Below are 13,913 nucleotides of genomic sequence, written 5' to 3'. Positions count from 1 at the left end.
AATGAAAATTACAAAAATTTGCTGCATTGGTGCAGGATATGTTGGTGGGCCTACCATGGCAGTTATTGCTCAAAAATGTCCACACATTCAGGTTACAGTTGTTGATTTAAATGAACAAAGAATAGCTGATTGGAATGATCCAAATCCTGAAAATATTCCAATATATGAACCAGGCCTTTCTGAAGTTGTGGCAGAAGCAAGAGGGAGAAACCTGTTTTTTTCGACAAATGTTGATGAAGCAATAGATGACGCTCAAATGATATTTATTTCAGTTAATACCCCAACCAAAACTTATGGTAAAGGGAAAGGTATGGCGGCTGACTTAAAGTATATTGAATTATGTGCGAGACAAATAGCACGAGTAGCAAAACAAAATAAAATTGTAGTTGAGAAATCAACTTTGCCAGTTCGAACAGCTGAAGCAATTAAAAGTATTTTAGATAATACGGGAAACGGTGTTCAATTTCAGATTCTTTCAAATCCAGAATTTTTGGCAGAAGGAACAGCAGTTACAGATTTATTAAATCCAGATAGAATTTTAATTGGTGGTGATACAACCCCAGAAGGAGAAGAGGCAATTAATTCATTGGTAGATGTTTATTCAAATTGGGTAAGTAAAGGTCGAATTTTGACAACAAATGTTTGGTCATCAGAATTATCAAAACTTACTGCAAATGCTTTTTTAGCGCAACGAATTTCTTCGATTAATGCAATGTCGGAATTATGTGAACAAACGGGAGCAGATGTAAGTGAAGTAGCGAGAGCAATTGGAATGGATAGCAGAATTGGACCTAAATTCTTAAAAGCTTCAGTAGGATTTGGCGGTTCTTGTTTTCAGAAAGATATTCTAAACTTAGTTTACATAGCAAAGTCATACGGATTGAATGAAGTGGCAAATTATTGGGAACAGGTTATTATTATGAATGATCACCAAAAAAGAAGATTTTCTAATAAAATTGTTCAAACATTATATAATACTGTCGCAGATAAAAAAATTGCATTTCTTGGTTGGGCTTTCAAAAAAGATACCAACGACACAAGAGAATCGGCAGCAATTTATGTGGCTGATGATTTAATAAACGAACAAGCTAAAATTTCAGTTTACGATCCTAAAGTGTCTGAAAATAAAATGTTGAGTGATTTAAATTATTTGGAAACAAGATCTAGTCAAGAAAATACAAATGCATTAAATGTGTTTGAAAATGCTTATGAAGCATGTAAAGATGCTCATGCAATTGCAGTCTTAACTGAGTGGGACGAATTTACGACTTATGACTGGCAAAAGATTTATGATTCTATGCATAAGCCAGCTTTTATTTTTGATGGAAGAAATATTTTAGATGCGAAGTTACTTGGGGCTATTGGCTTTGTATATAAAGGAATAGGATCTTAAATTGTTTTTTGTATTAAGTGAAGTGAAATGATGTAAAAATGTGAAGTAGTATTTGAGTTTTACTTCTTTAATAAATAAAAAAATGAATTGGTACGTAGTTTATACAAAACCTAAATGGGAAAAAAAAGTAGCCGATAAGCTAAATCAATTAGGAGTTGAATGTTATTGTCCTATTATTACTCAGGTTAAACAATGGTCAGATAGAAAGAAAAAGATTGAGACGCCACTTTTCAACTCGTATGTTTTTGTTCAATTGTCAGATTCAGAGCGGAGTTCTGTTTTTAACGTGGCAGGGGTAATTCGGTATTTGTTTTGGCTAGGAAAACCCGCAATTGTAAAAAATGAAGAAATAGAAACAATAAAGAAAAGTCTTAAGGCACCTAATATTAGTGATGTTTCAGTTTCTACTATACAGGTTGGGGATAAAATTAAATTAGAATCGGGGGCGTTTAGTAACCAAAGCGCAATAGTGCAAGAAGTTTCTAATAATTATTATACTCTAGTTCTGGAAAGTCTCGGATGTATTTTGAAAATAAAATATAAATAATAGCGTTATCCTAATAAAATTAACAGAAGAGAAAGTCTTTTTTTAGATTTTTTTCTTCTGTTTTTTTTATAAAGTAATTATTTACAGCCTGATTAATAAGGTATTGTAGTTAAGTGTTTTTTTATTAACAATTAGTTTTTAAGTATTACGGGAAACCGTATTGAATAACTAGAGTTATTGTACTATATTTGCCGAAAATGATTAATTTAGGTAGCTGAGTCAGAGGTATGTGACTTGGAACGGCGAAGCCGTGAATTTTAATGACCTAAATAAATTGAAGAAATGGAATTAGAAAGAAATGTGAAAATTGCGGTTATTGGTTTAGGATATGTAGGCCTGCCTTTAGCGCGATTATTCGCGACAAAATATGCGGTTGTAGGTTTTGACATAAACGAAGCAAGAGTTGCGTCATTAAAATCTGGAACAGATTCAACTTTAGAAGTTGAAGATGATATTCTGCAAAAGGTTTTAGTTGAAAAACCTAACGAAAAAGGATTGTATTGCACGACTTCAGTAGATGATATTGCAAGTTGTAATTATTATATTGTTACGGTTCCTACTCCAGTCGATAAAAATAATAGACCTGATCTGACTCCGTTATATAAATCGAGTGAGACAGTTGGTAAAGTATTAAAAAAAGGAGATATTGTAATATATGAATCTACAGTATATCCAGGAGTTACAGAAGAACAATGCGTTCCTGTTTTAGAGCGAGTTTCTTCTTTAAAATTCAATGAGGATTTTTTTGCTGGATATTCTCCAGAAAGAATAAATCCTGGAGACAAAGAACATACTGTTGAAAAAATCCTAAAAGTTACTTCTGGCTCAACCCCGGAAATAGGATTAAAAGTTGATGCTTTATATAAATCTGTTATTACAGCAGGAACTCATTTAGCTCCAACAATAAAAGTTGCAGAAGCTGCAAAAGTTATTGAAAACTCACAGCGAGATATTAATATTGCTTTTGTAAATGAATTGGCTAAAATATTCAATTTAATGAATATTGACACCCAAGAAGTATTAGCAGCAGCAGCGACAAAATGGAACTTTTTGCCATTTAAGCCTGGTCTGGTTGGAGGACATTGTATAGGCGTAGATCCATATTATTTAGCTCAAAGAGCACAAGAATTTGGATATCATCCTGAAATTATTTTAGCAGGAAGACGTTTGAATGACAGTATGGGAGAGTATGTAGCGTCGCAAATAGTGAAGCTAATGATAAAAAAAGGCATTTCTGTCAATGGTGCTGAGTTATTAATGCTCGGTATTACTTTTAAAGAAAATTGTCCGGATGTTAGAAACACAAAAATAGTAGACGTTGTAAAAGCGTTAAAAGATTACGGAATAATTGTTACTATTTTTGATCCGTTAGCTAGCCCAGAAGAAGTTAATAGAGAATATAGTTTAAAGACTATCAATTGTATTCCGAAAGAGAAATTTGATGCATTAGTATTAGGAGTAGCTCACTCGGAGTTTCTTCAGATCGAGTTTTCAAATTTGCAAAAGGAGAAAAGTTTAATTTATGATGTAAAAGGAGTTTTAGGATCTTTAGCTGACAATAGGCTTTAGTTCTAGAATTCTTTTTTTATATAGAATATATGAGTTCGGATAAATCTATCACACATGTAATCCTTACAGGAGGAGTTGGGAGTCGCTTATGGCCACTTTCGCGTAAAAGTAGACCAAAACAATACCTTGAAATATTTGATGGTAAATCTTTATTTGAAATGACAGTTGAACGTAATAGTCATCTGGCAAATAAAGTAATGGTTGTTGGAAATATTGACAATCATCAATTAAGTGGAAAAGTGATGAGTAAAACCAATACTCAGTATGTAAATATTATTGAAGCAACTCCACGAAATACTGCAGCGGCAATTGCTTTCGCAGCATTTGCATCAAATCCAGAAGATATTTTAATTATCACTCCATCAGATCATATTATAGATCAAATGGAAAATTATAATCAAGCAATCAATGAGGCGGTTACAAAAGCTAATGATGGTTTTATTGTAACCTTTGGTGTTATTCCAACTAAACCGGAAACAGGTTATGGTTACATAGAAGCAGAAGGAGACAATGTAATCTCTTTTCGTGAAAAACCAAACGAAACCACAGCAAAAGAATTTATCTCAAAAGGAAACTTTTTGTGGAATAGTGGAATGTTTTGTTTTAAAGCAAGTGTCCTTTTAGAAGAATTAAAGAAATTTCAGTTTGAAGTTTATGAAAAATCAAAAATAGTTTGGGAATCAAGTAAAAATGGATTTTTAAATTTGGATTTATCTATGCAAATCCCTTCCATTAGCATTGATTATGCAGTTATGGAACGTAGTAAAAAAATTAAAGTTGTTCCTGCGTCTTTTTCTTGGTCAGATTTAGGTTCATTTGAATCGGTTTATGATTATTTATACTCAAAAGGTCATTCAACAGATTCTAACGGTAACATGGTTATCGGATGTGATAAACATACAACTTTTCTTGGTTTGAAAAATACTATTTTTGTTTATACTAAAACTGCAAATCTAATTTTGCAAAAAGAAAATTCGCAAGATGTAAAAGATATATATAACGAATTAGAAAAGCAAAATTCAGATTTGTTAAATTAATAAAAAGCATTTAAAAATGAAAAAAATTCTAATAACTGGTGGTGCTGGTTTTATAGGTTCTCACGTAGTAAGACGTTTTGTAAACAAATATCCAGAATATCAGATTTTTAATTTGGATGCATTAACTTATGCTGGAAATCTGGAGAATATAAAAGACATTGAAGATAAATCGAATTATATTTTTGTAAAAGGAGACATTGTTGATGAGAGTTTTATTAATGATCTTTTTGATCTTCATAAATTTGACGGGATTCTACATTTAGCTGCAGAATCACATGTTGATCGGTCTATTGAAGATCCTCTTGCATTTGTTAAAACTAATGTTATTGGAACAATGAATTTGTTAAATGCAGCTAAAAATCAATGGAAAGGAAACTTTGAAGGAAAAAGGTTTTATCATATTAGTACAGATGAAGTTTATGGTTCTTTAGGAGCTACAGGATTATTTACAGAGGAAACTCCGTATACTCCAAATTCCCCTTATTCAGCTTCTAAAGCAAGCTCAGATCATTTTGTACGAGCATATGGAGAAACTTATGGATTACCATATGTACAAACCAATTGTTCAAATAATTATGGACCTTATCATTTTCCTGAAAAACTAATTCCGCTTTTTATAAACAATATTATCAATAACAAATCTCTTCCAGTTTATGGTGATGGGAATTATACAAGAGACTGGCTGTTTGTAGAGGATCACGCTATTGCAATAGATCTTGTTTTTCATGAGGGTAAAAATCATGAGACATACAACATTGGGGGTTTTAATGAATGGAAAAATATTGATTTAGTAAAACTGTTATGTGAGGTTATGGATAGTAAATTAGGAAGAGAAAAAGGAACTTCTGAGAGATTAATTATCCACGTAAAAGATAGGCCTGGGCATGATTTACGTTACGCGATTGATGCATCAAAAATTAATAAAGAATTAGGATGGAAACCACAAGTGAATTTTAAGGAGGGATTGGAAAAAACAATTAATTGGTATTTAGATAATGGAGAGTGGTTGAACAATGTCACTTCAGGAATGTATAAGGAATACTATAAAAAACAATATTCATAAAATTTACGATGCTAGTACGGCATTTGATTAAGATAAATTACTCTTACATATATGAAAAAAACAACATATTTTTTTACCTTACTTTTTGTTTTGTTAATGTCAATCAATGCTAATGCGCAAGATTTCATGAAAACGAAAGATTTATCTACTGTAAATGTAGATTATATTTCTGATGACGAATTAGCTAAAATTAGTGCTCAGTTAAAAAGCAATAATACAACTATCGACCAGGTGGAACCAATGGCTTTAGCTAAGGGAATGAGCCAGACAGAATTTAATAAATTAAGTGTTAAACTTAAAGAATATGAAAAAAGGAATATTGGGAAAGACTTCAAATCTAGTAATTCATCCAAAAAATTAGATAAAGAAATAGATTTAGGAAGAAAACAAGAAAAAATACTAAATGAAAAAGTAAAAGATTCTGCAAATTCTTTAATTTTTGGTTCTGAATTATTTGATAATCCAAAACTAAATTTCGAACCTGATTTGAAATTGGCCACCCCCATGAATTACATTTTAGGGCCAGGAGACGAATTGCAAATTAGTGTTTATGGAGTTCAGGAATATGACGGAAATATTCCTGTAAGTGTTGAAGGAAAAATAACGATTGATTACGTTGGACAAATTTCTGTGTCGGGAATGACAATAGAAGCAGCTTCCCAAAAAATAAAAGCAGCTATAGCAAGAGTTTATAGTACAGTACGTTCTGGACAATCTCAGGTAAGCGTAAGTTTAGGTCAAATACGAACAATTAAGATTACTATTGTTGGTGGTAAACAACCAGGTAACTATTCTATTTCTTCTTTAGCAACAGTTTATAATGCCTTGCATTTAGCAGGAGGACCAGGTAAAAATGGTAGTTATAGAAATATAGAATTAATTAGAAACAATAGGATATATAAAAATATTGATATTTATAGGTTTTTAGTAAAAGGTGATCAATCTGACAACGTTAGTTTAAAAGAAAATGATGTAATTAGAATTCCTGCATATACTCAAAGAGTTACTTTGCAAGGAGAAGTAAAGCGACCAGGGATTTTTGAAATGAAAAAGGGTGAAAAATTCTCTGATTTGTTAAACTATGCATCTGGTTTTAATGAATTTGCTTACACTAGTTCTGTAAATGTTTTACAAAAGACAGGGAAAGAGTATAAGGTTCATGATATAAACGAAAGCGAATATAATTCTTACCAACCTCAATCTGGAGACGTTTTTAGGATTACTAAGATTTTAAATCGATTTGAAAATCGTATCAAGATTGAAGGGGCCGTTTTTAGACCAGATTATTATTCCTTTACAGAGGGAATGAGAATTTCGGATCTTGTTACAAGAGCAGAAGGATTAAAAGAAGATGCTTACAGTAAAAGAGCAAGAATTATTCGTTTAAAAACTGATTTGACAACAGAAATTGTTAATGTAGATTTAGGTGCTGCTTTATTAGGTGATTTAAATGCAGACATAGAATTAAAAAGAGAAGATATTGTAACAGTGTATTCTATTTTAGATTTTAGAGAAGAATATAAAATTACAATTGATGGAGAAGTAAAAAATCCTGGTGAATACGAGTATTTTGAGAATCTTACGTTAAATGATTTAGTAGTTCAGGTTGGAGGATTGACAGGTTCAGCTTCGAAAAGAGTTGAAATTGCAAGAATGATAAAATCTGATGCGATTGACGATTCGAATCCTAAACGTATAGAATTGGTGGAGTTGGAGATAACGGCAGATAATAATGAGCAAATTAAAAACTTCGTTTTAAAACCATTTGACGTCATAAATATTCGTAGGATGGCGGTTTACGAAAAACCCGAGATGGTTAAAGTTAGTGGTGCAATTACTTATCCAGGGAAGTATGTACTTGCTAATAAAAAAGAGACAGTTTATAATATTGTAATGCGAGCGGGGGGGTTAACATCGATTGCTAATCTAGATGGTATGAAAATAAAAAGACCTATAAAAGAAGAACAGATTGAGCAATTAGAGAATATAAATCTTAATCTAGATAAAAAAGAAACTCTAGATAAAAAAGAAGGAGTAGCAGAGGAATCTAATTTAAGATCTAAGGATACTCTTAACTCGAAATTATCTAGAAAATTAAGAGATGAATTGAAATATGCAACAATACCAGTTAATTGGGAAAAAATAGTGAAAGATAAAAACCATTATTCAAATGTTACTCTATTTCCAGGAGATGAAATAGAAGTATCTGTTTATAATGAAGGAGTTAAAGTAACAGGAAATGTTCTGTTAACTTCTGAAATTCCGTACAGAAAAGGAAAAGGATTTAAATACTATTTGAATGCAGTCGGTGGCGTAGATAACAAAGGATGGAAGAAAAAAGCTTATATAATTTATCCAAATGGAAAAGCTTCAGTGACAACTTCATTTTTGTTTTTTAGATCTTATCCACAAGTTGAACCTGATTCTCAAATAGTGATTCCTGAAAAACCTGAAACTAAAAAAATGTCAACGGGTGAATGGGTTGGTATTGGAAGTGTTGTTTCAAGTTTAGCTTTATTAATCGTAACAGCATTTAAATAAAAAAATTAATGGAGAATACAACAGAAGAAATAGAAGAAATATCGTTAAAAGAACTTATAGAAAAGCTTAAAGAATGGTATATCTACTTGCTTTCAAAAATAAAAATTATTTTCGTAGCAGTAATCATTGGTGCAATTTTGGGATTAACGTATTCATTTATTAAAAAACCTGTTTACACTGCTACATTAACTTTTGCTTTGGAAGATGAAAAAGCTGGTGGTGGAGGCTTAGGTGGAGCTTTAGGCTTGGCTAGTTCATTAGGGTTTGATCTAGGAGGAGGAGGAGGAAGTATCTTTACTGGTTCAAATTTGACTGAATTGTTTAAGTCTAGAACTATGGTTGAGCAAACTTTAATGACTCCTGTAAATGTAAATGGTAAGATAATTTCTTTAGCAGAAATGTATATTCAAAATGTTGAATGGAGAGATAAATGGGCAGACAATAACAAATTAAAGGATATCCAATTTTTGCCCAATACTAAACGTCAAGACTTTACGAGAGTTCATGATAGTATTTTAGGTGTAATTTATAAAGATTTGTCAAAATCATCTTTATCAGTAGCTCAAAAGGATAAAAAAATAGCTATAATATCTATGGATGTTAGTTCAACAAACGAATTGTTTGCTCTGTATTTTTGTGAGGCACTTGCGAAACAAGTTGGAAAATTTTATATAGATACAAAAAGTAAGAAAGCGCGCAATAACATGGAGATTTTGGAACGCCAAACAGATTCTATTCGAAACGAGTTGAATAGTGCAATTACGGGTGTTGCTATTGCAAATGATAATACTTTTAAGTTAAATCCAGCACTTAATGTGCGTAGGACTCCTTCGGTCAGAAAGCAAGTAGATGTACAGGCAAATACAGCCATTTTGACTGAGTTAGTTAAGCAATCTGAACTAGCTAAAGTCACGTTACGAAAAGAAACACCATTAATACAAGTTATTGATCGTCCTATTTTACCATTATACGAGGAACATTTTGGTAAAGTAAAAGGTTTTTTTATGGGAAGTGTTTTGGGTATTTTTTTTTCAATATTAATACTCGTAATACGTAGACTTTTAGAGGGATTGGAAGATCAGTAAATTATTGATAAAATTGTTATTAATAATTAAATGAGCTATTCTCATTTAAAGTTTTATTTTATAAATTATGTATAACTAATTTTTGGAGAAGAAAATTGCTAATTAAAATGAATAAAGATATAAAGATATACATCGCTGGGCACAATGGAATGGTTGGAAGTGCTATTTGGAGAGTATTACAAACTAAAGGATATTCAAATCTAGTAGGAATGTCGAGTTCAGAATTGGATTTGAGAAATCAAAAAGCGGTAAAAGAATTTTTAAATAAAGAAAATCCTGATGTAATAATTGATGCAGCAGCTAGAGTCGGAGGAATACTGGCAAATAGTGATTTTCCATATCAATTTATTATGGAAAATATGCAAATCCAAAACAACTTAATTGATTCAGCTTTGCAATCTGGAGTTGAAAAGTTTATTTTTCTTGGGAGCTCTTGTATTTATCCTAAACTTGCACCACAGCCTCTGAAAGAAGAATATTTGCTAACAAATGAACTAGAACCAACTAATGAATGGTATGCAATTGCCAAAATTGCTGGTGTAAAAGCATGTCAAGCAATTAGAAAGCAATTTGGAAAAGATTATGTGAGTTTAATGCCAACTAATTTATATGGTACTCATGACAATTTTGATTTGAATACTTCTCATGTGTTACCTGCTATGATAAGAAAATTTCATATCGCAAAGGAGAATAATAATTCTACAGTTACACTTTGGGGAGATGGCTCTCCTCTAAGAGAGTTTTTGTTTGTTAATGATATGGCAGAAGCAGTTGTTTTTGCGTTAGAAAATACACTTCCAGATTATCTGTATAATGTCGGTACAGGACAAGATTTGACTATAAAAGACTTAGCTCGAATTATTCAAAAAACTGTTGGTCATCAAGGAGATATTGTTTGGGATTCAACCAAACCTAATGGAACTCCCAGAAAATTAATGAACGTTTCTAAAATGCACGATTTAGGGTGGAAGCACAATGTGAATTTGGAAGAAGGAATTAAAGCAACTTATGATTGGTTTTTGGAAAATGTTAATGAAATTAAAGAAGTAAAAATATAAAAAGTAGAGTTCGTTTTGCTCGAAATTAACAATGATAATTTAAATATGAATACATCTCAAAAAACTGCATTTATCACAGGAGTAACAGGACAAGATGGAGCTTATCTAAGCGAGTTTTTATTAAAAAAAGGATACATAGTACATGGATTAAAAAGACGTTCTTCTTTGTTTAATACAGATAGAATTGATCATTTATATCAAGATCCTCATGTCAATCATCGTAATTTCTTTTTACATTATGGTGATATGACAGATAGTACAAATTTAATTCGATTAATCCAAGAAATTCAGCCAGATGAGATTTATAATTTGGCAGCTATGAGCCATGTTGCAGTTTCTTTTGAAACACCAGAGTATACTGGAAATGCAGATGGCTTAGGAACTTTACGAATTTTAGACGCTGTTCGCTTGCTAGGATTAGAGAAAAAAATTCGAATATACCAGGCGTCCACTTCAGAATTATATGGTAAAGTCCAAGAGGTTCCCCAATCAGAAACAACACCATTCTATCCTCGTTCCCCTTATGCTGTAGCTAAAATGTATGCTTTTTGGATTACTGTAAATTATCGCGAAGCATATGGAATGTATGCTTGTAATGGAATTTTGTTTAATCATGAATCACCAATTCGTGGAGAAACTTTTGTAACTCGTAAAATTACAAGAGCAACTGCAAAAATTGCTTTAGGATTACAAGATAAATTATATTTGGGAAATTTAGATGCAAAACGAGATTGGGGACATGCTAAGGACTATGTAAGGATGATGTGGATGATTTTGCAGGCTGATGAACCTGAAGATTGGGTAATTGCTACAGGAAAAACTACGTCAGTTAGAGATTTTGTTAAAATGAGTTTTGCTGAAGTCGGAATCGAATTGGAATTTGTAGGAGAGGGGATTGATGAAAAAGGGTTTGTTAAATCTTGTTCAAATCCTGAATTTCAAATTGAAAGAGGCAAAGAAGTATTGGCTGTTGATCCAAAATATTTTAGAGCTACAGAGGTTGACTTATTAATTGGGGATCCAACAAAAGCCCAAACTAAATTAGGGTGGGAATGTAAGTATGATTTATTGGCTTTAGTTAAAGATATGATGCAATCTGATTTGAAATTGATGAAAAAAGATCAATATTTAAAAGATGGAGGCTACACTACTTTAAACTATTTTGAATAAGATAGATTAAAAATAAAAACAGAAATACTGATTGTTTTAGATAAATTTTATAATTATATAGAAAAGAATAATTGTGATAAAAAATATAATTGTGTTTGGAACTCGTCCTGAGGCTATAAAGATGGCTCCTTTAGTAAGAGAGTTTAGAAAATATAGTGAATTATTTGATACAAAGGTTTGTGTTACAGCTCAACATCGAGAAATGTTAGATCAAGTATTAGATTTTTTTGAAATTGTTCCAGATTTTGATTTGGATTTAATGAAACCAAATCAAAATTTATATTCTTTGACTACAGATATTATTTTAGGTTTGAAGCCGTTATTTGAAGAATTTAAGCCGGACTATGTATATGTTCACGGAGATACAACTACTACGATGGCCACAAGTATAGCTGCATTTTATTCTGGAGCAAAAGTATGTCACGTGGAAGCAGGTTTAAGGACCCATAATAAACTATCTCCTTTTCCAGAAGAAATAAATAGACAAGTGACAGGTAGAATTGCCGATATTCATTTTGCGCCTACAATAGTTTCTAAGAATAATTTATTACAAGAGAATATTGCCGAACATGATATATTGATAACTGGTAATACAGTTATTGATGCTCTTTTAGATAGTACTGCTAGGGTACAAGAAATAAAAAATGAAGAAATTGATTTTTTAAAAGAGCAAATTGATTTTTCAAAAAGAATTATTTTAGTTACTGGCCATAGAAGAGAAAATCATGGTGATGGATTTATAAATATTTGTGCTGCGTTAAAAGAAATTGCTAAGCAGAACTTAGATGTTCAAATTATCTATCCTGTACATTTAAATCCTAATGTTAAGAAACCGGTATATGAGATTTTGGGCAATATAAGCAATATTAAACTTATTAAGCCTCTAGCATATCCTGCTTTTGTTTGGCTTATGAATCAATCAACACTAATCATTACCGATAGTGGTGGAGTTCAGGAAGAGGCACCTAGTCTTGGAAAACCAGTTTTGGTGATGCGTGATACTACTGAACGTCCTGAAGCTGTAGAAGCAGGGACAGTTATATTAGTTGGGACAGACAAAAATAAAATTATTGATCAATGCAACAATTTATTAAAAAATAAAGAGGAATATGAAAAAATGAGTGCTTTGCATAACCCTTATGGTGATGGAAGAGCATGTGAGCGCATTGTTAACTATATAAAAGAAGTTTCAAAATAAAGAAAATGAATACACAAAAAGTTGTTACAATAGGTTTAGGCTATATTGGATTGCCAACATCGGCTCTTATGGCCAATAATAATATATCTGTCCACGGAGTTGATATTAATCAGAATGTAGTGGACACTATAAATGCTGGAAAAATTCATATTGTGGAGCCCGATCTAGATCAGGCCGTTGCAAATGCTGTTAAAGCAGGATTTTTTAGAGCAGATATAAAACCTGTAATTGCTGATACTTACTTAGTGGTAGTGCCAACTCCTTTTAAAGAAAAAAATGAACCGGACATTTCTTTCGTTCAAGCTGCTACAAAAGAAATTATACCTTTATTAAAAGAGGGAGATTTATACATAATTGAATCTACTTCTCCAATTGGGACTACTGAAAAAATGATGCGATATATTTTTTCAAAAAGGCCAGAATTAAAAGATAAAATATATTTAGCTTATTGCCCTGAAAGAGTACTACCGGGGAATGTAATGTATGAATTAGTGCATAATGACCGTGTAATTGGTGGAATTGATGAAGCTTCTACACAAAAGGCAATTTCTTTCTATAGTCAATTTGTAAAAGGGGAATTACACCCAACTAATGCTCGTACAGCTGAGATGTGTAAGTTAACTGAAAACTCTTCACGAGACGTTCAAATAGCATTTGCAAATGAACTTTCATTGATCTGTGCTAAAGCTGATATCAATGTTTGGGATTTAATCACGTTGGCAAATAAACATCCGAGAGTAAATATTTTACAGCCTGGATGTGGAGTCGGAGGACATTGCATTGCAGTTGATCCATATTTTATAGTAGCAGATTATCCAATGGAATCTAAGATAATAGCTTCTGCTAGAGAAATAAATAATTATAAATCTTTTTGGTGTGCTGAACAAGTAAAAACTGCTAAATTGGAATTTCAAATTAAAAATAACAGAAAACCAAGTGTTGCTTTAATGGGGTTGGCTTTTAAACCAAATATTGATGATTTAAGAGAGTCTCCAGCGAAGTACATCGCTCAGAAAGTATTGCAGGATGCACAGGATGAGGAATATTATATTGTCGAACCAAATATTGAAGATCATAAGGTATTTAAAATTTCGCATTATGAAGAGGCAGCAGAAAAGGCAGATATTATAGTTTTTTTAGTTGCACATGATGAATTTAGAAAGCTTAGCAGTTTGAAAAATAAAATAGTACTTGATTTCTGTGGAGTAACTAATAGTAGTTTGTATTAATAAAAATTATCTTGGGATAATTT

Annotated in this window: 11 protein-coding genes; all 11 read left to right on the top strand. The window is 31.8% G+C overall.

Features of this window, described 5'->3' with window-relative positions:
- The first annotated feature begins 1 nt into the window (after position 1).
- The 11 genes from AC5ZCW_RS12325 (at position 2) to wecC (ending at position 13,890) form a co-directional block, all read left to right on the top strand.
- Positions 2 to 1,393 (top strand): UDP-glucose 6-dehydrogenase, encoded by a 1,392-nt coding sequence (locus tag AC5ZCW_RS12325; RefSeq protein WP_496120102.1) that lies wholly within the window; start codon positions 2 to 4, stop codon positions 1,391 to 1,393.
- An 82-nt stretch (positions 1,394 to 1,475) separates the two neighbouring features.
- Positions 1,476 to 1,940 (top strand): UpxY family transcription antiterminator, encoded by a 465-nt coding sequence (locus AC5ZCW_RS12320; protein ID WP_496120100.1) that lies wholly within the window; start codon positions 1,476 to 1,478, stop codon positions 1,938 to 1,940.
- Positions 1,941 to 2,222: 282 nt separating this feature from the next.
- Positions 2,223 to 3,509: a nucleotide sugar dehydrogenase gene (locus tag AC5ZCW_RS12315; RefSeq protein ID WP_496120098.1), complete on the top strand. Its 1,287-nt coding sequence runs from the start codon at positions 2,223 to 2,225 to the stop codon at positions 3,507 to 3,509.
- Positions 3,510 to 3,538: 29 nt separating this feature from the next.
- On the top strand, positions 3,539 to 4,546 hold the full coding sequence (locus tag AC5ZCW_RS12310) for a mannose-1-phosphate guanylyltransferase (RefSeq protein ID WP_496120096.1): 1,008 nt from the start codon (positions 3,539 to 3,541) through the stop codon (positions 4,544 to 4,546).
- A 16-nt stretch (positions 4,547 to 4,562) separates the two neighbouring features.
- Positions 4,563 to 5,609: a dTDP-glucose 4,6-dehydratase gene (rfbB, locus tag AC5ZCW_RS12305; RefSeq protein WP_343544820.1), complete on the top strand. Its 1,047-nt coding sequence runs from the start codon at positions 4,563 to 4,565 to the stop codon at positions 5,607 to 5,609.
- 51 nt (positions 5,610 to 5,660) lie between these two features.
- Positions 5,661 to 8,150, top strand: a complete 2,490-nt coding sequence (locus AC5ZCW_RS12300) for an SLBB domain-containing protein (RefSeq protein ID WP_343544821.1) — start codon at positions 5,661 to 5,663, stop codon at positions 8,148 to 8,150.
- 8 nt (positions 8,151 to 8,158) lie between these two features.
- Entirely contained in the window at positions 8,159 to 9,235 is a 1,077-nt protein-coding gene (locus AC5ZCW_RS12295; RefSeq protein ID WP_343544822.1) for a Wzz/FepE/Etk N-terminal domain-containing protein, read from the top strand.
- A 107-nt stretch (positions 9,236 to 9,342) separates the two neighbouring features.
- Complete coding sequence (locus tag AC5ZCW_RS12290; RefSeq protein WP_343544823.1) at positions 9,343 to 10,293, top strand: GDP-L-fucose synthase family protein; 951 nt, start codon at positions 9,343 to 9,345, stop codon at positions 10,291 to 10,293.
- Between the two features lie 45 nt (positions 10,294 to 10,338).
- On the top strand, positions 10,339 to 11,463 hold the full coding sequence (gene gmd / locus AC5ZCW_RS12285; RefSeq protein ID WP_343544824.1) for a GDP-mannose 4,6-dehydratase: 1,125 nt from the start codon (positions 10,339 to 10,341) through the stop codon (positions 11,461 to 11,463).
- Between the two features lie 73 nt (positions 11,464 to 11,536).
- Positions 11,537 to 12,661, top strand: a complete 1,125-nt coding sequence (gene wecB, locus AC5ZCW_RS12280) for a non-hydrolyzing UDP-N-acetylglucosamine 2-epimerase (RefSeq protein ID WP_343544825.1) — start codon at positions 11,537 to 11,539, stop codon at positions 12,659 to 12,661.
- A gap of 5 nt (positions 12,662 to 12,666) precedes the next feature.
- A complete protein-coding gene (gene wecC / locus AC5ZCW_RS12275; RefSeq protein ID WP_496120092.1) occupies positions 12,667 to 13,890 on the top strand; it encodes a UDP-N-acetyl-D-mannosamine dehydrogenase in 1,224 nt (407 codons plus the stop codon).
- Positions 13,891 to 13,913: the final 23 nt, after the last annotated feature.

This window comes from Flavobacterium sp. PLA-DH12 (assembly GCF_059511845.1).
Note: the sequence above shows the minus strand (reverse complement) of the source record. Positions and strands in the feature narration are given on the sequence as shown.

What these genes read in the sequence shown, in the direction of transcription:
- AC5ZCW_RS12325 (WP_496120102.1), top strand. Translation starts at nt 2, where the DNA reads ATGAAAATTACAAAAATTTGCTGCATTGGTGCAGGATATGTTGGTGGG.
- AC5ZCW_RS12320 (WP_496120100.1), top strand. Translation starts at nt 1,476, where the DNA reads ATGAATTGGTACGTAGTTTATACAAAACCTAAATGGGAAAAAAAAGTA.
- AC5ZCW_RS12315 (WP_496120098.1), top strand. Translation starts at nt 2,223, where the DNA reads ATGGAATTAGAAAGAAATGTGAAAATTGCGGTTATTGGTTTAGGATAT.
- AC5ZCW_RS12310 (WP_496120096.1), top strand. Translation starts at nt 3,539, where the DNA reads ATGAGTTCGGATAAATCTATCACACATGTAATCCTTACAGGAGGAGTT.
- rfbB (WP_343544820.1), top strand. Translation starts at nt 4,563, where the DNA reads ATGAAAAAAATTCTAATAACTGGTGGTGCTGGTTTTATAGGTTCTCAC.
- AC5ZCW_RS12300 (WP_343544821.1), top strand. Translation starts at nt 5,661, where the DNA reads ATGAAAAAAACAACATATTTTTTTACCTTACTTTTTGTTTTGTTAATG.
- AC5ZCW_RS12295 (WP_343544822.1), top strand. Translation starts at nt 8,159, where the DNA reads ATGGAGAATACAACAGAAGAAATAGAAGAAATATCGTTAAAAGAACTT.
- AC5ZCW_RS12290 (WP_343544823.1), top strand. Translation starts at nt 9,343, where the DNA reads ATGAATAAAGATATAAAGATATACATCGCTGGGCACAATGGAATGGTT.
- gmd (WP_343544824.1), top strand. Translation starts at nt 10,339, where the DNA reads ATGAATACATCTCAAAAAACTGCATTTATCACAGGAGTAACAGGACAA.
- wecC (WP_496120092.1), top strand. Translation starts at nt 12,667, where the DNA reads ATGAATACACAAAAAGTTGTTACAATAGGTTTAGGCTATATTGGATTG.